Origin of the sequence: Streptomyces sp. SudanB182_2057 (genome assembly GCF_964272715.1) — a bacterium.
Classification (GTDB): domain Bacteria; phylum Actinomycetota; class Actinomycetes; order Streptomycetales; family Streptomycetaceae; genus Streptomyces; species Streptomyces rubradiris.
Map to the genome: position 1 here is coordinate 116,741 of NZ_OZ186799.1, position 22,388 is coordinate 139,128.

The following is a 22,388-nucleotide window of genomic DNA, read 5'->3' on the forward strand; positions in this document are numbered from 1 at the left end:
CGGCATCTTTAGGGAGAGAACTGGACATGGAACGGGAATACCGGAGCCTCGTCTCCACGGATGACCTGTCGGACTCGGATCTGCGGGACATCGTCGAACGGGGTGTCGCACACGCCACCGGCCGGGCCGCACGCTCGCTGCCGCTGGAAGGGGACGTCGTGGGCGTCTTCTTCGAGATGACCTCGACCCGTACCCGTACCGCGTTCTCGGCCGGGGCTCTCCGGCTGGGTGCCCAGATCGTGCCCTTCGGGCCAGGGGATCTGCAGACCAACACGGGGGAGACCTTCGACGACACCGGCCGGGTGCTGGCCCGGATGCTGGACGTGATGGTGATCCGCACCGGGCGCACACAGGACTCCCTGGCGGCCTGGGCGGCACAGAAGAACATGGCCACGGTGAACGCCATGACCCAGGAGGAGCACCCCACCCAGGCGCTCACCGACCTGATCACCATGCAGGCGCGGTTCGGCACGGTCGAGGGACTGCGGGTCTGCTACGTCGGCGAGGGCAACAACACGGCCGCCGCACTGGCGCTGGCCCTGACCCGGTTTCCCGGCGTCGTGCTCGAACTGCGCACCCCGCCTGGTTACGGTCTGAGCGCGAAGGTGCGGGCGCGCGCCGAGGCGCTGGCGACCGCGGCCGGCTCGTCCTTCGCCGAACGCCATGACATGGACGACCTGCCCCAGTCCCTGGACGTCGTCTACACCACCCGCTGGCAGACCACCGGCACCACCAAGCCCTCGGCCGACTGGCGGCAGGACTTCGCCCCGTTCCAGGTGACCTCCCGTCTATGGGAGGACAGTCCGCAGGCCATGTTCATGCACGACCTGCCCGCGCACCGGGGCGAAGAGGTGACCGCCGATGTGCTCGACGGACCGATGAGCATGGCGCTTGACCAAGCCGAGAACAAGATGCACAGCGCGATGGCTGTGCTCGAATGGTGCCGCGGGGTCTGCCCGAAGGCCACCCGCTGAGCGCGGGGCGGGAACCGGCCTGAGGGAGGCGCTGGCCACCCCACGCCCGCCCCCTGGCCTGCGCGGTGAAGGCGGCGCGGCGAGACCGAAGCCGCCGTACGCCGCCGGGGGCGGCCTTGGTCCACCACTCGGCAGATTCAGAAGACGGTCCCGCAGAACGCTGCCGAACGCGCACCGAACAGCCGGTCCGCGTTCGGCAGCGCCTTGCCGTCGTGCACGCGCAGACCACCGATCGCGGCCAGATTCGCGAAGCTCGTCGTGCCCAGATAGGCCATGGCCAGAGCCTGGACGCTTACGGACAACTGCGCCTCCTCCGAGGTCTGCTCCGAACCCGCGGGTGATACGCGGTAGTTCCCGGCGTTGCCGGGCAGGAACTCGTCGGTGACGGACAGCACGACGGGATCGCCGTCGCCGTAGGCACGCGCGTTCAGCGCCGCCGGCAGATCGACGAACCGCAGCCACAGGTCGTCGTTGAGTGTGTGGGTGCGGCACGCCCGCCAGTTCACCAGCATTCCCTCCACAAGTTCGTCGGTCGGCCTGCGCCGTACGCACACCTCTTCGACCAGGTCCAGGCCCAGCAGGAAACGCCACAGGCCCGCCACCGCCTCCGGACGCGCGGCGTGGAAGTCGGTCACCATCAGCGTGACCCGAGACCCGGAATCCTCGCGCTGCCGAGTCTCGTACACGACGAAGCCGTCGTCACCGTCCGCACCCGCGTGGACCGCGACCACAGGGCACTTGCCCGAGCGCACCAGCCGTTCCCACTTGGCCCGCCACCAGAGCCCGGACCGTCCGATCACCCCGGGCCGGTAAGGGCCCAGCCGTTCGTAGAGCCGGGGCAGTAGGGTGAGCGAGGTCTCCGGGTCGATCAGCCGGACGTCCCCGCCGGAGGGAACCTCCGGCCGCATCCGGGCCTGCCGCGGGTCCAGCCGCAGCGCGCGGGACATGGTGCCGACGCCGTGGCCGAAGCGGCCGTAGATGGTCGCCTCGCTGACGATGTTGCCCACGATGGCGAACCCCTGCTGTGCGGCCAGCGCCAGTTGTTCGCGCTTCAGCCGCGTGAAGATGCCCATTCGGGTGTGGTCCGCTCGCACGCCGCTGCCGGTCGCGGCAGCCATCGGCACGGCCGATCCGCCGGGCACCGCGAGGTGCGAGCGCAGCAGATGCGTCGTGGCCACCAGTGTTCCGCTGCGGAACGCGCCCAGCGTCAGTCCGGGCTCGCGCAGATCGCGCAGGTACGCCCACGCCGCGTCGGACACGGGCGGATTGTGGTGGGCCGCCCCGGCGATGTCGTGGGCGGAGCGGTGTTCCGCGTTCTCCAGAATCCGGACGTCGATGTCGGCCATCCGCCGCCCCCTCTGAGTGACGATACTCCGTCGAATTCTCCGGAAGCCGGCTATGACGGCTCTATATGCGGAGATCCGGCCCAGTCGGGATAGGCGTCGTAGGGGGAAAATATAGAGTTGGCCGGAACGGTGGTGGGGTGGATTCTGTGCGTTCCCCCAGCCTGCTTCGACTCTTCGACGGTGAATGGAGTGATTCGTACGAGCTGTACCGCGAATTACGGAAGGACGGGCCCGTTCAGTGGGACCGCTGGATGCGGGCCTGGATCGTCCTCGATCATGCGGAAATCGCAGCGCTGTCGAAGGACCCCAGGCTCTCCGGCGCCCGTATCGACAGCTTCTACGAGCAGCTTCCCGCGGAGACCCGGGCCGGTCTCGCACCGCTGAGAGACGCGCTCGCCGACATGATGCTCTTCAACGAGCCACCGCGGCACACCAAGCTGAGACGGCTCATCCGCCCCGGGCTCACGCCCCGGTTCGTCCGCGAGATGCGGCCGGTGATCGAGGACACCGTGAACGGGCTGCTCGACCGCGTCCTGCCGAGCGGCCGCATGGACGTCATCCACGACTTCTCCGAGCCACTGACCCGAGACGTCATCCGGCGGCTGGCGGGCATCGAGCAGACCCACGCGCACCAGATCGAGAACTGGCAGGGGCTGCTGCACGAGTTCTTCACCCAGTCCCAGACCCAGGTACCGCGGATCAAGGCACTGCGTGAGACCTTCGCCGAGGGCCAGCGTGCCCGCCGCGAGGGCACCGCCGAGGACCTGTTCAGCCGGATGATCGCAGGACAACTCGGCGAGGCCGACTACACCGAGAACGAGATCTTCGCCAATTTCCTGCTGCTCATCGACGCCGGGCAGGCGACCACGACGCACCTCATCGGGAACGCGGTGCTGGCCCTCACCGCCTTCCCCGACCAAATGCGCCTGCTCCGGGAGAGTCCGGAGCTGGCCGCCAACGCCGCCCATGAATTCCTGCGCTTCGACAGCCCGGTGCAGTTCACGTCGCGGGTGGCACTCGCCGATCTCGAGGCGGGGGGCCGGCAGATACGGGCGGGTGACTCGGTGGCGCTCGTCCTCGGCGCCGGAAACCGGGACCCGCGGCACTACCCGGACCCGGACCGGCTCGACGTACGGCGCAAGGCACACGACCACCTGTCCTTCGGACACGGAATCCACTACTGCCTCGGCGCCGCTCTGGCGGTCGCCGAGACGGAGATCGCCATCGCGACGCTCCTGCGGCGGACCGATGACCTGCGCCTGGCCGAGACGGAACAGGCCTGGCTGGAGAGCGCCAACTTCCGCTTCCTGCGACGGCTGCCGATCCAGTTCACACCCGTACGCTGACCCGGAGGGAACCAGATGGTGGAGTCCCGGTGGCTGCGCACCTTCGCGCCCCGGCCCGAGGCCACGGCTCAGCTGGTGTGCTTCCCCTATGCCGGAGGCGCGGCCAGCGCGTTCCGGGACTGGGTGACGCTGCTGCCGCCGTCCGTCGAACTCATCGCCGTGCAGTACCCGGGGCGGCAGGACCGGATAGCGGATCCACCGCTGCCGGCCCTGGTGGCGCTGGCGGACCACATCGCCGCGGAGATCACCCCGCGGCTGCGCCGGCCCACAGCCTTCTTCGGGCACAGCATGGGGGCGACCGTGGCGTTCGAGACCGCGCGGCGGCTGCGGCCGCGCTATCCGTCACCGCTCGCGCACCTCTTCGTCTCGGCCTCCAAGGCGCCCTTCGAACGCCGGCCCGCCGACCTGGAAGTCCTCGACGACGAGGCACTGCGCGCCTATCTGCGCTCTCTGGGCCGGGCCGACGCCACCGTCCTGGAGGACGAGGAGGTGTGGCGGATGGCACTGCCCACGCTGCGCCACGACTTCGACGCGATCCGTGGCTACGAGTACGCGCCCGGGTCTCCGCTGAGCTGTCCGGTCACCGCGATCACGGGCGACCGGGACGAGACGGTCTCGCCCGCGGACGCGGCCCGGTGGGCGAAGCTCACCGTCGGTTCCTTCGAGATCCAGGTGCTGCCCGGGGGCCACTTCTACTTCGATGACGCGCTGACACAACTCGCGCGCGTCCTGCTCGACTGGGATACCGGACGGGAGCGTTCCCGATGCTGATCCATGAACTCGTCGGATGTCAGGCTGCCCTCACACCCGAGGCCATCGCGGTCGTCGACACGGCAGGTTCCCTCACCTACCGGGACCTGGAGCGGCAGTCGAACCGCATGGCCCGGCGGCTCCGAGACGCCGGCGCGGGCCCGGACAGGCCCGTGGGCGTCCGGCTGTCGAGGAGCCGGAGCATGGTGGTCGCGCTGCTGGCGGCGTGGAAAGCGGCCGCAGCCTACCTGCCGCTCGACCCCTTTGACCCGTGGAACCGCACCGCGACGCTGCTTGCCGACAGCGGTGCCGGGGTACTGCTGGCCGACGAGCCGCCGGGAGACCCGGTGCCCGGCGTGCTGACGCTCGCCCCCGACCCGGACACGGCCGGCGACGACAGCCCCGGCCCGGGACCGCGGGCCTCCGGCGATCACCCTGCCTACGTGATCTACACCTCGGGTTCCACCGGACGGCCCAAGGCCGTCGTCGTCGGCCACGACGCCATCGCCAACACGGTCCGCTGGCGCGTCACCGTCCACGCCCTCACACCGCGGGACCGGATCCTGCAGAAGACACCGCTCACGTTCGACGCCGCGAGCTGGGAGATCTTCGCTCCGCTGGCCAGCGGCGGCACGGTTGTCCTGGCACCGCAGGGAGCGGAACGCGACCCCGCGGCCCTGGTGCGCGCGGTCGCGGAGCACCGCATCACGGTGCTGCAGGTGGTGCCGTCCGTGCTCCGCGCGCTGGTGGCGGAGCCCGGCTGGGAGGCCTGTGCCGACCTGCGCGTCCTGACCTCCGGCGGGGAGCCGTTGTACGCCGACCTCGTCCAGCGCTTTCTCCGCGCGGTCGAGGACGGTGCCGGCGAGGTCGAGGTGTGGAACACCTACGGCCCGACCGAGGCATGCGTCGACATCACCGCGCACCGCTTCGATCCCCTGCAGCGGACGGGGCTCGTGCCGATCGGCGCACCGGTCACGGGTATGCGCGTGGTCCTCGACGAGAGCGGCGAGATCTGCGCGGGCGGCCCCGGCGTGGCACACGGCTACCTGGGCAACCCCTCGCTCACCGCGGAACGCTTCGTGCCCGACCCCGGCGGCGCGCCCGGAACCCGCCTGTACCGCACCGGCGACCTCGGCCAGTGGCGGGCGGACGGCGGTCTTGACTACCTCGGTCGCAGGGACCACCAGATCAAGATCAACGGTGTCCGGATAGAGCCGGGAGAGGTGACCACGGCGCTGCTCGGACATCCCGGAGTGAGGCAGGCGGCTGTAGCCCCCTACGAGGCGGCCAACGGCACCACCCGGCTCGCCGCCTATGTGTGCCTGCGACCGGGCACCAGTACCGACGGGCTCGCGGAGTATCTGCGCGGGCGGCTGCCCGCCGCCTATCTCCCGGCGGCCTTCGTGGCGCTGGACGCCCTTCCCACCACGTCCAGCGGCAAGGTCGACGTGACCGCGTTGCCCCCCGTGGAGCGGAGCGAGGACACCGGGACACCCGGCCCGGCGGAGGAGCTCGTCGCCGGACTCTGGCGGGAACTGCTCGGCGTGGAGTACGTGGGGCGGCACGACGACTACTTCGAGCTGGGCGGCTCCTCCCTGCAACTGGTGCGGCTCGCCCACCGGCTGACCACGGCCGCGGGCCGGAGCGTTGAACCGGCCGATCTCCTCGCGGCGACGACCCCGGCCGCACAGGCCAGGCTGCTCGAGTCGGCCCGTCCCGCAGCCCCCGCGGTGCGCCCCGTGCCGCGCGCCGGCGCACTGCCGCTGTCGTACGGACAGCACCGGATCTGGCTGCAGCACGCGATGGACGAGACCGGGCGGGAATGGGTGTCCGGGGTGTTCCTCCCGGTGCCGTCCGATGCCGGCGAGAAGCCGATCCGTGCCGCTCTCGACGCGCTGGTGGAGCGGCACGAGGCACTCCGGACGCGGTTCGCTGTCGAGGGGGGCGAGCCCGTCCAGTACATCGGCTCGCCCGGACCGGTGGGTCTCCGGCTGATCGACACCGCGCGCGACCGGATCGGCGAGCTGCTCGACGAGGACGCCCGGCGCGGCTTCGACCTGGAAGAGGGGCCACTGCTGCGGGCTCTGCTGTTCCGCGAGCCGTCCGGCAGGCAGACACTCGTCCTCCTCATCCATCACATCGCGTGCGACGGCTGGTCGTCCGCGGTGCTGGAGCGAGACTTCCGGCAGTTCCTGAGCGCGGCGACCACCGGAGCGCCGGCCGTCCTGCCCCCACTCGCGGTGCAGTACGCCGACTACGCGGTCTGGCAGCGTGCAGTCCTCACCGACGAGGTGCTGGCCACCGAACTGGAGTACTGGCGGAAGGCCCTCGACGGGGTGGTCGCGCTGTCACCGCGAACCGACCGGCCGCGGCCCCGGCGCCGGGACGCACGCGGAGCGGTGCTGAGTCTGACGATTCCGGCAGAGGTCGTAACGGCCCTGGACGGGCTGGCCCGTACAACGGGCGCGACGCCGTTCATGACGATGCTGACGGCGTTCGGCACGCTGCTGGCCCGCCACACCGGCCAATGGGACGTTCCGGTCGGCGCCCCGGTCGCCGGCCGTGACCGGCCGGAACTCGACGGCGTGGTCGGGTTCTTCCTGAACAGCCTCGTGCTGCGCTGCCGGCTGCAGCCGCAGCGCACCTTCGCCGAGGCACTCGCCGACGTGCGCGACATGTGCGCCGACGCGTTGGCCCACCAGCGACTCCCGTTCGACCGGCTGGTCGCCGACCTCGCACCGGAGCGCGATCTGTCCCGTACGCCGCTGTACCAGGTGGCGCTGGACTATCACGGTGCCGGACTCAGCGGGGCTCCTGAGGGCGCCGAGGACCTGGCCAGCATGATCGAGGCGTCCCGGGTGGCCAAGACCGATCTCACCCTGTACCTCAGAAACCGGGACGACGGATCCATGCTCGCTCTGTTCGAGTACGCCACCGCGCTGTACGACGAGGACACCATCGCCCGGCTCGCCGGCCACTTCCGGTCGCTGCTGCGCTCCGCCGTGACAGCCCCCGACTCGCGGCTCGACGCGCTGGACCTGGCACCGCAGGAGGAACTCACGGCCCTGACCGCGTGGGGTGCGGCGCCCGGGAGCCCCTACGAGGGATCCGTTCTCGACCTGTTCGAGCGGCAGGTGTCCCGCACGCCCGAGGCCGTCGCGGTGGTCGCCGGCGACACGGCGCTCTCCTTCGCCGAGACGGACAGCCGCGCCGACCGCCTGGCCGACAGGCTGCGCGCGCTCGGCGTGGGGCCGGGGTCGGTGGTGGCAGTCCTGCTCGACCGCGGGATCGACCTGCCGGTCGCGTTCCTGGCCGTCTGGAAGGCCGGCGCCGCCTATCTCCCGCTGGACCCGGAATTCCCGGCGGAACGCATGGGCTACATGCTCGCCGACGCGGGGATCCGGATCCTGCTGACCGAGGAGAGGCACGAGCGGCGCATGCGCGGGATCCACGACGGCGAGATCGTGCGCGCGGATGCTCTCCCCGAGGCTTCGGCGAGCCCTGCCGGCCGCCCGGCCGACCCGGACCTGCCCGCCTACGTCATCTACACGTCCGGCTCGACCGGCCGGCCCAAGGGCGTGGTGATCACCCATGCCGGGCTGGCCGGCCATGTGCGCTGGGCGGTCGAGGAACTCGCCGGCCGGGCAGGGAGCGGCGCCCCGCTGTTCTCCTCCATCGCCTTCGACCTGGTGGTGCCCAATCTCTGGGCCCCGCTGCTGGCGGGCCGTCCGGTCCACCTTCTGCCGCAGGACCTGGATCTGGCGGAACTGGGTGCCCGTCTCTCGGCCGCCGCGCCGTTCTCCTTCATCAAGCTGACTCCCGGACACCTGGAGATCCTCTCCCACCAGATTCCGCCCGACCGGATACCCGGCCTGGCCGACGCCATCGTCGTCGCGGGGGAGGCGCTGCCCCCGACGCTGGCGGACCTGTGGGCCGGCGCCCTGGGCCCGGGCCGCCTGATCAACGAGTACGGGCCGACCGAGACCTCCGTGGGTGCCTGCGTCTACCCGGTGTCCGCTCCCGTGCGCCGCACCACGGTGCCCATCGGCCGGCCGCTGCCCGGCGTCACCCTGCGGGTCCTCGACGCTTCGCTGCGGCCGGCGCCGGTGGACGCCGTCGGTGAGCTGTATGTCGGCGGGACGGGTGTCGCCCAGGGCTACGCGAACAGCCCGGCGCTGACCGCCGAGCGCTTCCTGCCCGACCCCTACGGGCCGCCGGGCTCCCGGATGTACCGCACCGGGGACCTCGCCCGCGTGCTGCCCGGCGGGGACATCGACTTCACCGGACGCCGTGACGAGCAGGTGAAGATCCGCGGCTACCGGGTGGAACCGGCAGAGGTGACCGCGGTGCTGCGCGACCACCCGGAGGTGCGCGACGCCGTGGTGACGGCCGTTGGCAACGGCCTTGTCGCCCACTGCGCCGCCCGTACGGGCACGCGGCCGGAGGAACTGGCCGAGTACTGCGCGCGACGGCTCCCCGCCTACATGGTGCCCACCGACATCATGATCATGGATGCCCTGCCGCTCACCGCCAACGGCAAACTCGACCGTGCGGCACTGCCGGCGCCCCGAGCCACGGAGGACGACGAGGCGCCTGCCGAGCCGCAGGGGATCGTCGAGGAACGCATCGCGGAGATCTTCTCCGAGTTGCTCGGCGCACCCGTGGGGGCGCGCACCAATTTCTTCACCAGCGGCGGCAACTCGATCCTCGCCATCCGGCTCGTCGCGGCCATTCAGACGGATTTCGAGGTGACCCTGCCCATGCGGGTCGTATTCGAAGGAGGAACCGTGACGGAACTGGCCGCGGTAGTGGAGGCGGAATTCCGCGCCGAGGTCGACCGGATGTCACATGAGGAACTGATCGCGGCCACACGCCGGACAAGAGAGGATGCGAAGGAATGACTGAGCAAGAAATAAAAGATGCGCTGGAGAAATTCATAACGGAAGAGTTTCTGCAGGGCGGGCAGGAGGTTTCTCTGACCGAGGAGACCCCGCTCGTCGAGTCAGGGGTGCTGGATTCGCTCCGGGTCGCCGTCCTGTTGGGCTTCATCCGGGACAACCTCGGTGCGGCCATTCCGCTGGCGCGGATCGACGCCCACACGTTCGCCGACATCCGGTCCATCGCCCGCGCTGTCGTCGAGGCGTCCTCCGTGGCTGCCGGCGAGGGGGCCGCAGGATGAAAGCCGACTACGACGTCGCGGTGATCGGTGGGGGCCCCGCCGGCTCCACGATGGCCAGCTATCTCGCGCGCGCGGGACTGTCGGTCTGCGTGCTGGAGAGCGAGACCTTCCCCAGGGAACATGTCGGAGAGTCACTCGTACCCGCGACGACACCCGTCCTCGCGGAGATCGGTGTCCTGCCGAAGATCGACGAGGCGGGTTTCCCGAAGAAGTACGGTGCCTCCTGGACGTCCGCCGAGACGCGGGACATCCCGCTGCTCGGTTACGGCGGCCTGAACCACGGCTGGGACGCCGAAGTCCAGTTCGTGGAGCGTGACCAACCCGGCGTCGACCGTGACTACACCTTCCACGTGGACCGCGGCCGGTTCGACGCGATCCTGCTGGCCCACGCCGCCGCTCAGGGAGCCACCGTCATCAACGGGGCACGGGTGCGGCACGTCGACTTCTCCGACCCTGACCAGGTCAGGCTCTCGTGCCGGGTCGGTCCGGGCGACCTGACGGTGACGGCGGGCATGGTCGTCGACGCCTCCGGCCGCCAGACGCTGCTCGGCCGACAGCTGAAGGTGAAGGTCTCCGACCCGGTGTTCGACCAGTACGCCGTGCACACCTGGTTCGAGGGGCTCGACCGGCAGGCACTGGCCGGAAAGGACGAGCAGGCCGACCACATCTTCGTCCATTTCCTGCCGGTCGAGAACACCTGGGTCTGGCAGATCCCCATCACGGAGGACATCACCAGCATCGGCGTGGTCACGCAGAAAGAACGCTTCAGGAAAGCGGCGGCCGACCGCGCCGACTTCTTCTGGGACCTCGTCGGCAGCCGCTCCGACCTGCACGACGCCCTGCGCACCTGCCGGCAGATAAGGCCGTTCAAGGCCGAGGGCGACTACAGCTATGCGATGAAGCAGATCTGCGGGGACCGGTTCCTGCTGATCGGTGACGCGGCGCGGTTCGTCGACCCGATCTTCTCCAGTGGTGTCAGCGTGGCACTCAACAGCGCCCGGCTGGCCTCGAAGGACGTCATAGCCGCGCACGAGGCCGGGGACTACGGAAAGGCGCGCTTTTCCGCCTACGAGAACAAACTGCGCAGGGCGGTGCGCTACTGGTACGAGTTCATCTCCATCTACTACCGGCTCAACGTGCTCTTCACCGCCTTCGTCCAGGATCCCCAGTACCGCATCGACGTGCTCAAGATGCTCCAGGGCGACGTCTACGACGACGAGGAGCCCAGGGCGCTGCGTGCCATGCGGGAGGTCGTCGAGGCCGTGGAGAACAACCCCGACCACCTGTGGCACCCCTACCTCGGAACACTGCGCGCCCCCTCCTCGGCACCGGCTTTCTGAGCCCGCCTCAGGCTTGGGAGGCCGGTCCCCGGACACGGCCTCCCAGGACGAAGGGGCGGTACGGCCTACGGCCGTACCGCCCCTTTCGCGTCACGGCATCAGCGGGCAGCGGTGAGCTGCCCCACGAGGTGCTCGGCGATGGCGGTCACCGTCGGCCGGTTCCACAGCAGCGCCGACGGCAACGGCTGCCGGAAGTGCTTCTCCAGACGGCGCCGCACCATGATGGTCATCACCGAGTCCATCCCCTGCTCGACCAGCGGGCGCCGGACGTCGAGCGCCGTCGCCGCCAGGCGCATCTCCTGGGAGATCTGCTCGCCCACGAACTCCAGCAGCCGCAGGCGCAGTTCCTCGGGCGCCAGGTCGCCGAACGTGTCCGCCGGCTCTCCGGCGGATTCGGCCCCGGCCGCCGGGGCCTCGGCCAGTTCGCTCAGCAACGGCCCCCGTGCGCCGCCCTCCAGTGGCAGGACACCCAGCACCGGATAGTGTCCGGGTCCCATCCCGGCGGCGACGTCCCACGCGGCGAAGGCCTGCGCGGCGGAGACCGGGGTGACGCCCTGTGCCCGCAGCCCGTGGTCGACCGCGTCGTTGACCGCCATGCCCAGCCCCTGCCAGGACGTCCAGCCGAGGCTGAGACTGTCCCCCCGGTGGGTCGCCAGCGCGTCGAGGAAGGCGTTGGCCGCACCGTAGGTGGCCTGGCCGGGAAGACCCAGCAACTGGCCGCAGGAGGAGAACAGGGCGAAGAAGTCGAGCGTCCCGGGCTGGAACAGACGGTGCAGCACCCAGGCGCCGTCAACCTTGGGACGCAGCACCATGCGCAGCGAGGCCTCGTCGACGTTCACCGCCATCCGGTTGTCCAGGACCCCGGCCGCGTGCACGATCCCGTTGATCGGCGGCATCGCGCGTGCTTCCGGCGAGTGCACCAAGGCCTGGGCCGCCGACGCGGCATCCGCCACGTCGAGCGCCACGACGCGTACGGTGACGCCCATCGCCTCCAGCGCGCGCACGCCCTCGATTTGCCGGCGCACCTCCGGCTCTGCCGCCTGATCCCAGTCCGCTCGGCCCGGCAGGGTCCGGCGTCCGGCCAGGACGAGCCGCCGGGCGCCCCGTTCGGCCAGCCAGCGGGCCACCTCCAGGCCCAGCTGCCCCAGCCCGCCCGTGACCAGATATGTACCGTCGGCCCGGCACGTCACCGGCCGATGGGTCCGAACGGACTGAGCCCGGCGCAGCCTGGCCGTGGTCGCGACCGCGTCGCGCACGGCGATCACGTCCTCCCGCGGAGCAGACCGGATCACCTCCAGCAACGTGGCCGCGGCGCCGGCCGGATCGCCGCCCGCCAGGTCGAGGATCCCGCCCCACACATGTTCGTGCTCGGTCGCCAGCACCCGGCCCAGACCCCAGAGGGGCGCCTGCGCGAGCCCGCTCTCCTCCCGGCTCTCCCGCACGCCGGTGGTGACGCACCACAACCGTGCCCCGCCCGCGGCGGGCAGCAGCCGAACCGCCTCCAGCATCCGCCACGCCGATCGCGCGGCCGCCTCGGGGACGGACTCACCCGGCTCCGGCGACGCCGCCGGCACCAACACGTCCACCGGCCCGTCCAGTCCGGCCAGATCCTCGGGCCCGTCGAGGATCCGGCAGCGCGCTCCGGCGGCGCGCAGCGCCTCCGCCAGGCCGGGGGCGGCGCCGAGCAGGGCCACCTCGCGCTCGTCGGCGCCGGTGGCCACCTTGAGTGGCTGCCAGGTCACCTCGTGCACCAGGTCCGCCGGACCCGTCAGGAAAGCCGTCGGCGCCCCGTAACGCACCTGGGAGAGACGCGCGACCACCTCACCGCCGGTGTCCCGTACCACGATGTCGAGCACGTCGTCCTGCTCGGTGACCTCTATGTCGGCGGTCTCCGGCGGCTGTCGCACGGTGCGCACCCGTCCCACGCCCGCCACCATGCGCAGCGTCGGGGGACCCGGGTAGACGGTGGGAGCGACCGACAGCGCGGCATCGAAGACGGGTGCCCAGGACCGGGCCGGACCGATGCGGACCCGGGCACGCAACGCGTGGTCGCCGCGCAGCAGTTCCTCGACCGTCCAGGGAAACGCCATGGTCGGCACCCCCATGGCGGCCAGGTGCCGGAGGACGTCCCCGGGGTCGGCGGGGCGCAGCCCGCGGATCCGGCGGGCCGGATCGGGCGTGCCGTCGCCGGCCACGGCCGTGGCGTGGGTCAGCCAGCCGCCGTGCTCGGTCGCCGACGCCAGCCGCGCCTCGTTCCCGGAGACCACCACCTGGATCTCCCGCTGTTCGGCCACCACGAGCGGCAGCCGGAGCACGACGTCGTCGAGGGCCGTGCCGTGGACAGCGGCCAGAAACGAGGTGAGCGTCACGGCGGCCGGCAGTATCTCGGTGCCGTCGACGGTGTGATGCCCCGGATACGGGCGGCTGGACTCGTCCAGCAGCGTGCGCCACAGCCGCAACCGCTCCCCGGCGACCGCCACTTCGGATCCGATCAGGGCACCGGACTCCACGTCGTGCTGCAAGCCCTGGCCCACGGCCGCGACGGCACCGCCGTACCAGTGCGGCTGTCGTTGCCAGGCGACCGTGGGCAGAGTGACCAGTGTCCCCGCCGGGTGCAGCCGGGCCCAGTCGACGGCGGCTCCGCGGCAGTGCACGGCGCCGAGGGCGGTGAGCAGCGAGGTCCTCTCGGGGGAGTTCCGGCGCAGTGTGTGACCGACGAAGCCGTTGTCGAGGTCCTGTTCGGCGAGCGTCTCCCGGATCGAGTGCGCCACCACGGGGTGCGGCGAGACCTCCAGGAAGGCCCGGTAGCCGTCCTCGACGGCAGCCACGGTCGCGTCGGCCAGCAGGACGGGGTTGCGCAGATTGGACGCCCAGTAGGAGCCGTCCAGGGCCGCGGCGGAGCGTGGATCGGGCAGGGCCGTGCGATACATCGGCACGGCCGGCTGCCGGGGCGACAGGTCGGCTGCGGCCGCCGCCAGTTCGTCGACCAGGGCGTCCATCTGCGGACTGTGGAAGGCCACGTCCGAGGAGACCCGCCGCAGTTGGACGCCGTCCTCGGACCATTGCGCGATCAGGGCCTCGACGGCGTCGGGACTTCCCGAGATCACCGTCGACACGGGGGACGCGGCGATCGCCGCGACAGCGTCCGTGCGGTCGGCGAGGCGCTCGCACACCGTCGCGAACGGCAGGTCCGTCATCGCCATCGCACCGGCGCCGGCCACCTTGCGCAGCAGCCGGGACCGGCGGCAGCTCAGCCGGGCGCCGTCCTCGGGGCTGAGGGCGCCACAGGCCACGGCCGCGGCGATCTCGCCCACGGAGTGTCCGATCACCGCGTCCGGCGTGACGCCGTAGGAGCGCCACACGGCGGCCAGACCCACCTGCATCACGAAGATCATCATCTGGACGTGTTCGACGTCACTCTGGTCGTCGGAGCGGATCAGGTCCCGTGCGGACCGGCCGGTCTCCTCGACGAAGACGGGGTCCAGCTGTTCTAGGGCCGCGTCGAACGCCGGCTCGGACTCGAGCAGTTCGCGCCCCATGCCGATCCACTGCGAGCCGTGTCCCGAGAAGACCCAGACCAGTTTGGCGTCCTGCTCGTCCAGAGCCGTGCCGGCCGTGGTCGCGGGGGCGGGGGAGCCCTCGGCGACCGTACGCAGCGCGGCGACGAGCTCCGCACGACCGGCCGCCACGACCGCCGCGCGGTGCTCGAGGTGGGACCGGCGCAGCGCGAGCGTGTGCCCGACCGAGTCCAACGGGTGATCCGTCCCGGCCACCGCGTCGGCGAGCCGCCCGGCTGTCTCCCGCAGCGCGGCGTCGGAGGCGGCCGACAGCGGGAACAGAGCGGACGATTCCCCGGCCGCGGCCGCGGCCGCGGTTTCGGCGGGGGGCCGTCCGGCCGGCGCGGGAGCCTCCTCCAGCAGCAGATGGCAGATGGTTCCGCCGTAACCGAATCCGGAGACACCGGCGCGGCGTGGCCGGTCGCCTCGTGGCCAGGGGGTGGGCCGGGTCACGACGCTCAGTCCGGAGCCGGCCCAGTCGATCGCGGGATTGCCGACGGAGAAGTTCAGGCTGGGCGGGAGTTCCTCGTTCGCCAGCGCGAGTGACACCTTGATGAGGCTGGCGACCCCGGCACCGGCCTCCAGGTGGCCGATGTTGGGCTTCACCGACCCGATCAGACAGGGTTCACCGGCCGGGCGGCCCCGTCCGTACACGGCACCGAGCGCTCCGGCCTCCAGCGGATCGCCCAGCCCGGTGCCGGTGCCGTGGGTCTCCACATAGCTCACCGACTCCGGCACCACGTTCGACCGGCGGCAGGCCTCGGCCAGCAGCACCCGCTGCGCGTCGCCGTTGGGCGCCATGATCCCGTTGGTCCGGCCGTCCTGGTTGACCGCGCCGCCCCGGATGACCGCGAGCACGCGGTCACCGTCGCGCTGGGCGGCCGACAGCGTCTTCAGGACGAGCACACCGCCGCCCTCACCCCGGCCGTACCCGTCCGCCGACGCATCGAAGGACTTGCACCGGCCGTCGGCCGCCGTGGCCCCGGCAGCCTGGAGAGTGAGGGTCAGACCGGGGGAGACGACGAGGTTGACGCCGCCGACCAGGGCGAGGGAACACTCTCCTGCCCGCAGGCTCTGGCATGCCAGATGAGCGGCGACCAGCGAGGCCGAGCAGGCCGTGTCGACGGCGAGGCTCGGCCCGTGCAGGTCCAGCGCATAGGAGATACGGTTCGCCGCCGCGCACATCGAGCTGCCGATCCCGGTCCATGCCTCGATGTGCGGCAGGTCCTCCAGCATGCGGCGGCCGTAGTCGTCGGAGCCGACACCGACGAACACCCCGGTGTCGCCACCGGCCAGACCGCGCGGCGCGACCCCGGCGTGCTCCAGGGCTTCCCAGGCCAGTTCGAGCAGCAGCCGCTGCTGGGGGTCCATCAGCTCCGCCTCGCGCGGCGTCAGACCGAAGAACGCCGAGTCGAAGCCCTGGATGTCGGACAGGAACCCGCCGGGCACAGCCGCGCGCCGCACGGCCGCGGCATGGTCCGGTCCCAGTGCCTGGTACGCCTCCCATCGCTCGACGGGTGCCTCCCCGATACCGTCTCGCCCCGTCACCAGCAGCTTCCAGAACGCCTCCGGGGTGTCCGCGTCACCGGCGAACCGGCACGCGACCCCGATGACGGCCACGGGCTCCTGTTCCTCGGAAACGGAAGGATGGTGCTCCATCTGGACTCCTCGCCTTCTCCACAGTCGTCATGTGACGTGCGTTCAGCCGTGCCAGGGCACCGGTTCGGCGATCTCCACCACCGCGCAGGAGACCGTCACTCCGGGGCCTACGCCGAGCAGGAGCATCACGTCGCCCGGCTTGAGTTCGCCGCGCTCCAGGAGGTGGTTCAGCGAGACCACTTGGTCGCTGGCACCCAGATGGCCGACCGTCCGGCCGAACTCCCAGGTCGAGCGGGACATGGCCAGCCCGAGCGCCGCCATGCACCGCTGCTCCACGATCTCCCGGGAGTAGTTCATGTAGGCGACCCGCGCGACATCGCCGATGTCCAGTCCGGCTTCCGCCAGAGTGCGCTCCACCACCGTGAGGGTTTGCTGGTGGATGCGGATCAGCGCGGCCGTGCCTGTGCCGTCCGCGATCGCCTGGCGTTTGTACTCGGAGTTGCGGGCGGCGAAGTCCAGCGGACGTGCGAGGGTCGGACCCGGCGGGAAGAGCGGTTCCGCACCGCGGTGCATCTGCTCGGCCTCCGGCACGGCACCGGAGCCGACGGCCAGCAGCCGGGCGAACGACGGCTCGGTGGTGAGCAGCAGCGCGCTGGCTCCGTCGCCCGCCACATAGCCGGGGCCCATCCGCCACCTGTCGATCAGCGGGGTGCCGAAGTTGTCGGCCGCGACCAGCAGTGCGTGCACCGACCGTCCGTCACCGTTCAGATAGCCCGCGGCGAGTTCGAGGGCGGCGAACATGCCGTTGCAGCCCTGTCTGACCTCGACCGCCAGCACGTCGCCGCCGACGAGGGCGCGCTGCAGCAGGTACTGCGGCTGCCAGCCGTCCGGGCCCTGGTGCCAGGAGCTCGCGTAGAGCAGCAGACCGATGTCCCGCGGCGGATGCCCGACGCGTTCGAAGGCCTGCCGAGCCGCCGCCAGGGCCATCTCCGGCGCCGGTGTGCCGTCGGCGACGGCGACCCCGGTCAGTTCGTGGACCTCGGCCTCCGCCGCGGGATAGAGCCCGCTGCGCACTGCCGAGGCGATGCTCGTGATGGGCGGAAGGTGGATGCCGATGCTCTTCAAGTACACGCCGGTGACGTTCAACCGAGATCCCTCGCTACAGCGTTCCGGGCCGGCGCGTCTCGCCGGCGACGATCGTTTCGAAGGCACCGACCAGCCGGGAGAGCAGGCGCTCGGCCTCGGCGCGCCGGAACTGCTCCGGGTGGAATCCCAGCCGCAGATGGAACGGGGTGCCGGGTACCACGGCCAGCCGCAGCGGGTAGTGGGTGTCGTCCTCCACTTCGAAGCCCGTCAGCTTCACGTCCGTCAGCGGGGCGGCCCAGTGTGCCGGGTCGAAGGAGTAGTTGACGAACATGATCGCCGTGTCGAACAGACTCGTGCCGAGCCCGGCTTGGCGCAGGATCTCGCCCAGTCCCAGATGGTGGTGCGGCATCAGTTCCGCCTGCTCGCGCTGCAACCGGGTGAGCGAGTCGGGCAGGGATTCGCCGGCCGATCGCCGTACCCGCACCGGAATCGTGTTGGTGAGCAGCCCGACCAGCTGCTCGCTTCCGGGCAGCTCCGGCGCACGCCCGGACACCGAGCATCCGAAGACCACGTCGTCGGCTCCGGTGACCTGACTCAGCACACTGCCCCAGGCGGCCTGCACCAGGGTGTTCACTGTCAATCCGTGCGAGCGCGCGTAGCCGTGCACGGCACTGGTGAGATCCGCGTCCAGATCGCATCTGACCTGCTCGTGCCGGCCTGCGGGAGGAGCCCCGGGAGCGACGAGGACGGGCTTGTCCAGCCCGGCCAGCGCGGCGGCCCATGCCTGCCTCGACTCGGCGCGGTCCCGGCCGGCCAGCCAGTCCAGATAGCGGCGGTAGGGGACCACCGGGGGCAGGGAGCCACCGGCGTACAGCGTGAACAGCTCGCGGAGGAGGAGGGAGGTCGACCACCCGTCCCAGAGGATGTGATGGGCGGTCAGCACCAGCCGGTGGGAGGCGTCGGACAGCCGCAGCAGCATCAGCCGCAGCAGCGGTGCTACGGCCGGGTCGAACCCTCTGTCGCGTTCCGCGGCGGCGAGCCGCCGTGCCTCCTGCTCGCGCGCGTCCTCGGGCAGGCCGGACAGGTCCGTCTCCGCCCAGGGGACCGTGAGATCCGCGCAGACCACCTGCACCGGTTCGGGCAAGTCGTCGTAGACGAACGCCACCCGGAGGTTGGGGTGCCGCCGCAGCAGTTCCCCGGCGGCCTCCAGCAGCTTCGACGCCCGCAGCGCGCCGTCCAGGTCGAAGGTCATCTGGGAGGTGTAGGCGTCCCCGGACGGACCGGCCAGCCGGGAGTGGAACAGGAACCCCTCCTGCAGGGGCGCCAGCGGCAGCACCTCGGACATGGTCGGGTACGCCCCGCGCAACGCTTCCAGGTGCTCCGCGGTGAGCGGGACGGCCGCGCTCGCGAAGCCGCCGGTCCCGGTCGTCACGGCACCCGTCACCGGGGCCAGTTCCGCGACGGTGGGGTGCCGGAAGACGTCACGGGCGCTGAACTCGATGCCCTTGGCCAGTGCTCTGGAGACCAGGGGGACGACCGCGATGCTGTCACCGCCGAGGTCGAAGAACGAGTCGTGCAGGCCGACCCGTGCCACGCCCAGGATGTCGGCGAACAGCGCGCACAGCGCCGCTTCCCGGGACCCGGCGGGCGGCTCGTCCGCACCGGCCGGTGCGGCGACGGGGGCGGTCAGCGCCCGGCGGTCGACCTTGCCGTTGGGCGTCAGGGGAATCTCGTCGAGCAGGACCACGGCGGCGGGCACCATGTGGTCCGGGAGGGAATGGGTGAGAAACCGGCGCAACTGGACCGGTGTCGTCCTGACGTCGGCGTGCGGCTGCACGTACGCGACCAGTTGGGTGCGGCCCGGCTGGTCGTCGCGTACCACCACGACCGCGCCGCGAACGGCGGGGTGACCGGTGAGTGTCGCCTCGATCTCGCCGGGCTCGATGCGGAAACCTCGCACCTTGACCTGGTCGTCGACACGGCCCTGGAACTCCAGCCGGCCGTCGTGCCGCCACCGTACGAGATCACCGGTGGCGTACATGCGGGAGCCCGGTGGCCCGTACGGGCAGGGAAGGAAACGCTCTGCCGTGAGGCCGGGCCGGCCCAGGTAGCCGCGCGCCAGCCCGTCGCCCGCGATGAACAACTGACCCGGCGCCTGCGGCGGAAGCGGTTCCAGCCCGGAGTCCAGGACGTAGACCCGGACGTTGTCGATGGGGCTGCCGATGACGGCGGGTTCTCCGACGACCAGCGGGCTCGTCGTGCTGGCGACGGCCGCCTCGGTGACACCGTAGACGTTGACCATCCGCCGTCCCGGTGCCCACCGCCGGACGGTCTCGGGGCCCGGCCGTTCACCCCCGGTGATCAGAACGGCCAGGTCCGGCAGCGCGGTCTCCGGCAGCTGCGCGAGCATCGCCGGAGGGATCGCGGCATGGGTGATCCGCTCGCTGGCGCACAGCGCCAGCAGGGTCTCCGCCTCGGTGGTCCGCGCCTCCGGGGCGAGGACGAGGCAGCCGCCCGTCAGCAGCGTGGGCCAGATGTCGCCGGTGGCGACGTCGAAGCTGGGCGAGACGTACTGCAGGACCCGGCTCGACCCGTCCAGGGAGAAGCGCCGGGCGTGGTCCAGCACGAAGTTCCGCAGTGCCGCGTGCGGCACCACCACCGCCTTCGGCTTCCCGGTGGAACCGGAGGTGTAGATCAGATAGGCGGGGCTCGCGGGGTCCACCGGTGTGACCGGCGCGCTGGGCCGGACGTCGGCCGGTGGGGGTGCCACTTCGGTGATCACCAGGCGTGGTGCCAGATCGGCAAGCATGTACGCGATCCGTTCGGCGGGATAGTCCGGGTCCACCGGTGCGTAGGCCGCTCCCGTCCTCAGCACCGCGAGCATGGCCACGATCAGTTCCGGCGAACGGCGCAGGCGGAGCGCCACGAAGTCCTCCGGGCCCGTTCCCTGCCCGCGCAGATCGCAGGCGAGGGATTCGGCCCACGCGTCGAGTGCCGCGTAGGTCCAGGTTCGGCCTTCGTGCCGTACCGCGATCGCGTCCGGGGTTCGCGCCACCTGCTCCGCGAACAACTCGGGTACGGTCCGCGCGGGTGTCGGCCGTGCGGCGCCGTTGCCATCGGCCAGGAGCTGCCGCCGCTCCTCGGGCAGCAGGGCGTCGAGTCGCCGGACGGGTCTGTCCGGCGCGGCCAGCGCCTGAGCGAGGAACGCCGTCAGCCGTTCGTGATGGTGGCGGAATCCGTCGGGATCGTGGTACTCGGGGTTGGCTTCGAGGACGAGGGCCAGGTCGGTTGTGTCCGTGGAACCGGTGACACTGACGGAGAAGTCGACGATCGGTCCCGAGGCCAGGTTGTGGGCGGTCGCCGGGTATGTGCCGAAGTGCAGGGCCGGCTCTTCGGGCATGAAGTTGACCATCGGGCCGATGAACGGGCGGCCGTCCTCCTCCAGGCCGAGATCGCGGCGCAGGTCCTCGGCGCGATACCGCTCGTGCCGCAGCGCGGCCCTGATCTCCTCGGCGACCTGGGGTATCAGCTCCCTCAGGGAGCGGTCGGGATCGACGGACAGCCGCAGCGCCACGGAGTTGGTCGCCATGCCCGGCGCCCGGCGGGAGGCGCTGCTGCGGCGTCCGGCCACCGGCAGGCCGAGGATCACCTCCCGCTCCCCGGTCACGCGCCTGGTGTAGGCGGCGATCACGGACAGCAGAACGACCTGCCAGGTGACACCGGCCGCCACAGCGACCTCCGTCAGCCGTTCGGCCTCGGACGCGCTCAGCGTGCCGGGCGCGCTCAGGCGCAGCGGGCGGTCCTCGCCGGGCCGCTTGATCCGGCCGGGGAGCCGGGTGGCGGCGGGCCGGTCGGCGAAGCGCCGCGTCCAGTACTCGCGATCCCGCTGGTACTCGGCAGACGTCCGGTAGGCGCGGTCCTCGTCGAGAAGTACGCCGAGCGGGGCGAAGCCCGGCTCCGGAACCTGTCGGTGGGCGGCCAGCGCGGAGTAAATCTCCGCCAGACGCCGCCCGATCATCCGAACGCTGTAGCCGTCGACGAGGACGTGATGCAGTCGGTAGTAGAACCAGTGGCGGTCGGGGGCCAGCCGCAGCAGCGCGAAGGTGGAGATCGGCGGCTGGGACAAGTCGACCGGGCGGGTCAGGTCTTCCCGCATCCAACGGTGGGCGGCGGCCTCGGGATCGGGGGCGCCGGAGCAGTCGACCAACGGCAGGTCAGCCTCCCCCGGCGGCTCGACCAGTTGCCACAGCCCCTCGTCCGAGACGATGGACCGGACGCGCAGCACGTCGGTCTCGGCGTGCAGCCGGGCCCAGGCGTAACGGAAGACCTCCTCGTCGACCGGTCCCTCGACGGCGAGGTACTCGGCGCAGTTGAAGGTCTGCTGCGTCGGGTCCAGGAGATGGGCGAACCACACGCCCTGCTGGGCTGCGGACAGTGACAGTCGTGCCGCGTCGGTCATAGCGCTTCACATCCTCCAGAGGGGTGTCCGACGGCATCGCAGTCCGGGCCCCGTGCGATGCCAGGAGCGAGCGATGCGCCGGGCCGGGCGGAAGCGTGACGGCGGGTGGGCCCCGCGCCAGTGCTCGCTGCCCGGCCCGCGCAGTGCCTGGCCGGCCTGCGGGCGGGCGTACGCGCACCGGTTCCGACACCGGCGGGGGCGGGGGCGGGACCACGGGCGTCCGTCCGGAGAGCCGGCCGGTGCCCTCGCACTCATCCCGCGCCGCCCCGGAACTCGCCGTCCACGAAGGCGAGCGGGTCGCCTTCCGTGCCGACGCCGCAGCTCACTACCGCGCCCACGATCAGATCATGGTCGCCAACCGGATGAACCTGCGCGAACTCGCAGACGAAATAGGCGACGCACCCGGGGACGAGGGGCGGGCCGTCGGCGGTCAGGGGCACCAGGAGCGGCACGGCGCCGGTGCGCCGCACATCGGCGAAGTGCCTCGCGTAGTGGGACTGCGACGTGCTCAGCACACTGATACCGAACCGGCGGCCCGGACCCATCAGCGGCCGCATCCGTCCCTGCGGGCGCATGCAGATACCCACGAGCGCGGGGTCGAGGGAGAGCGTCACCAGAGAGTTGGCGGTGAGCGCGTGGGTGCGGTCGCCGCTGCGGACGGCGACGATGGCCACACCGGTGACGAACCGTCGGGCCGCGCGCCGCAACGCGTCGGCGAGTCCTGGTTGCTGCGTTGGGGCGGTCATCGCCGG

11 protein-coding genes are annotated in these 22,388 nt (G+C 71.5%); 6 read left to right on the forward strand and 5 right to left on the reverse strand.

What is annotated here, in order from left to right:
* Positions 1–26 precede the first annotated feature (26 nt).
* Positions 27–974: an ornithine carbamoyltransferase gene (locus ACSURM_RS38710; protein ID WP_436961371.1), complete on the forward strand. Its 948-nt coding sequence runs from the start codon at positions 27–29 to the stop codon at positions 972–974.
* Between the two features lie 137 nt (positions 975–1,111).
* Here ACSURM_RS38710 and ACSURM_RS38715 read toward each other — a convergent pair whose 3' ends face one another.
* Positions 1,112–2,320 carry a GNAT family N-acetyltransferase gene (locus ACSURM_RS38715; RefSeq protein ID WP_436961372.1) on the reverse strand — a complete coding sequence of 403 codons (1,209 nt, stop codon included), beginning with the start codon at positions 2,318–2,320 and terminating at the stop codon, positions 1,112–1,114.
* 146 nt (positions 2,321–2,466) lie between these two features.
* Between ACSURM_RS38715 and ACSURM_RS38720 the strand changes: the two genes are divergently transcribed.
* The 5 genes from ACSURM_RS38720 to ACSURM_RS38740 are packed head-to-tail and all read left to right on the forward strand — an operon-like array spanning position 2,467 to position 10,935.
* Positions 2,467–3,666: a cytochrome P450 gene (locus ACSURM_RS38720; RefSeq protein WP_436961373.1), complete on the forward strand. Its 1,200-nt coding sequence runs from the start codon at positions 2,467–2,469 to the stop codon at positions 3,664–3,666.
* 15 nt (positions 3,667–3,681) lie between these two features.
* On the forward strand, positions 3,682–4,437 hold the full coding sequence (locus ACSURM_RS38725) for a thioesterase II family protein (RefSeq protein WP_436961374.1): 756 nt from the start codon (positions 3,682–3,684) through the stop codon (positions 4,435–4,437).
* A complete protein-coding gene (locus ACSURM_RS38730) occupies positions 4,431–9,317 on the forward strand; it encodes an amino acid adenylation domain-containing protein (RefSeq protein WP_436961375.1) in 4,887 nt (1,628 codons plus the stop codon). The genes ACSURM_RS38725 and ACSURM_RS38730 overlap by 7 nt, the downstream gene beginning before the upstream one ends.
* Positions 9,314–9,595: an acyl carrier protein gene (locus ACSURM_RS38735; protein ID WP_436961376.1), complete on the forward strand. Its 282-nt coding sequence runs from the start codon at positions 9,314–9,316 to the stop codon at positions 9,593–9,595. Before ACSURM_RS38730 ends, ACSURM_RS38735 begins: the two co-directional genes overlap by 4 nt.
* The gene (locus ACSURM_RS38740; protein WP_436961377.1) at positions 9,592–10,935 is read left to right on the forward strand and encodes an NAD(P)/FAD-dependent oxidoreductase; all 1,344 of its coding nucleotides are present in this window, start codon (positions 9,592–9,594) and stop codon (positions 10,933–10,935) included. The genes ACSURM_RS38735 and ACSURM_RS38740 overlap by 4 nt, the downstream gene beginning before the upstream one ends.
* A 98-nt stretch (positions 10,936–11,033) precedes the next feature.
* Here the strand turns inward: ACSURM_RS38740 and ACSURM_RS38745 are convergent, their stop codons facing one another.
* From ACSURM_RS38745 to ACSURM_RS38760, 4 genes are all read right to left on the reverse strand, one after another.
* The gene (locus ACSURM_RS38745; protein ID WP_436961378.1) at positions 11,034–16,151 is read right to left on the reverse strand and encodes a type I polyketide synthase; all 5,118 of its coding nucleotides are present in this window, start codon (positions 16,149–16,151) and stop codon (positions 11,034–11,036) included.
* Between the two features lie 42 nt (positions 16,152–16,193).
* The gene (locus ACSURM_RS38750; protein ID WP_436961379.1) at positions 16,194–17,237 is read right to left on the reverse strand and encodes a ketoacyl-ACP synthase III family protein; all 1,044 of its coding nucleotides are present in this window, start codon (positions 17,235–17,237) and stop codon (positions 16,194–16,196) included.
* Between the two features lie 13 nt (positions 17,238–17,250).
* Positions 17,251–21,636 (reverse strand): non-ribosomal peptide synthetase, encoded by a 4,386-nt coding sequence (locus ACSURM_RS38755; RefSeq protein WP_436961380.1) that lies wholly within the window; start codon positions 21,634–21,636, stop codon positions 17,251–17,253.
* 251 nt (positions 21,637–21,887) lie between these two features.
* Positions 21,888–22,382 (reverse strand): flavin reductase family protein, encoded by a 495-nt coding sequence (locus ACSURM_RS38760; RefSeq protein ID WP_436961381.1) that lies wholly within the window; start codon positions 22,380–22,382, stop codon positions 21,888–21,890.
* Positions 22,383–22,388: the final 6 nt, after the last annotated feature.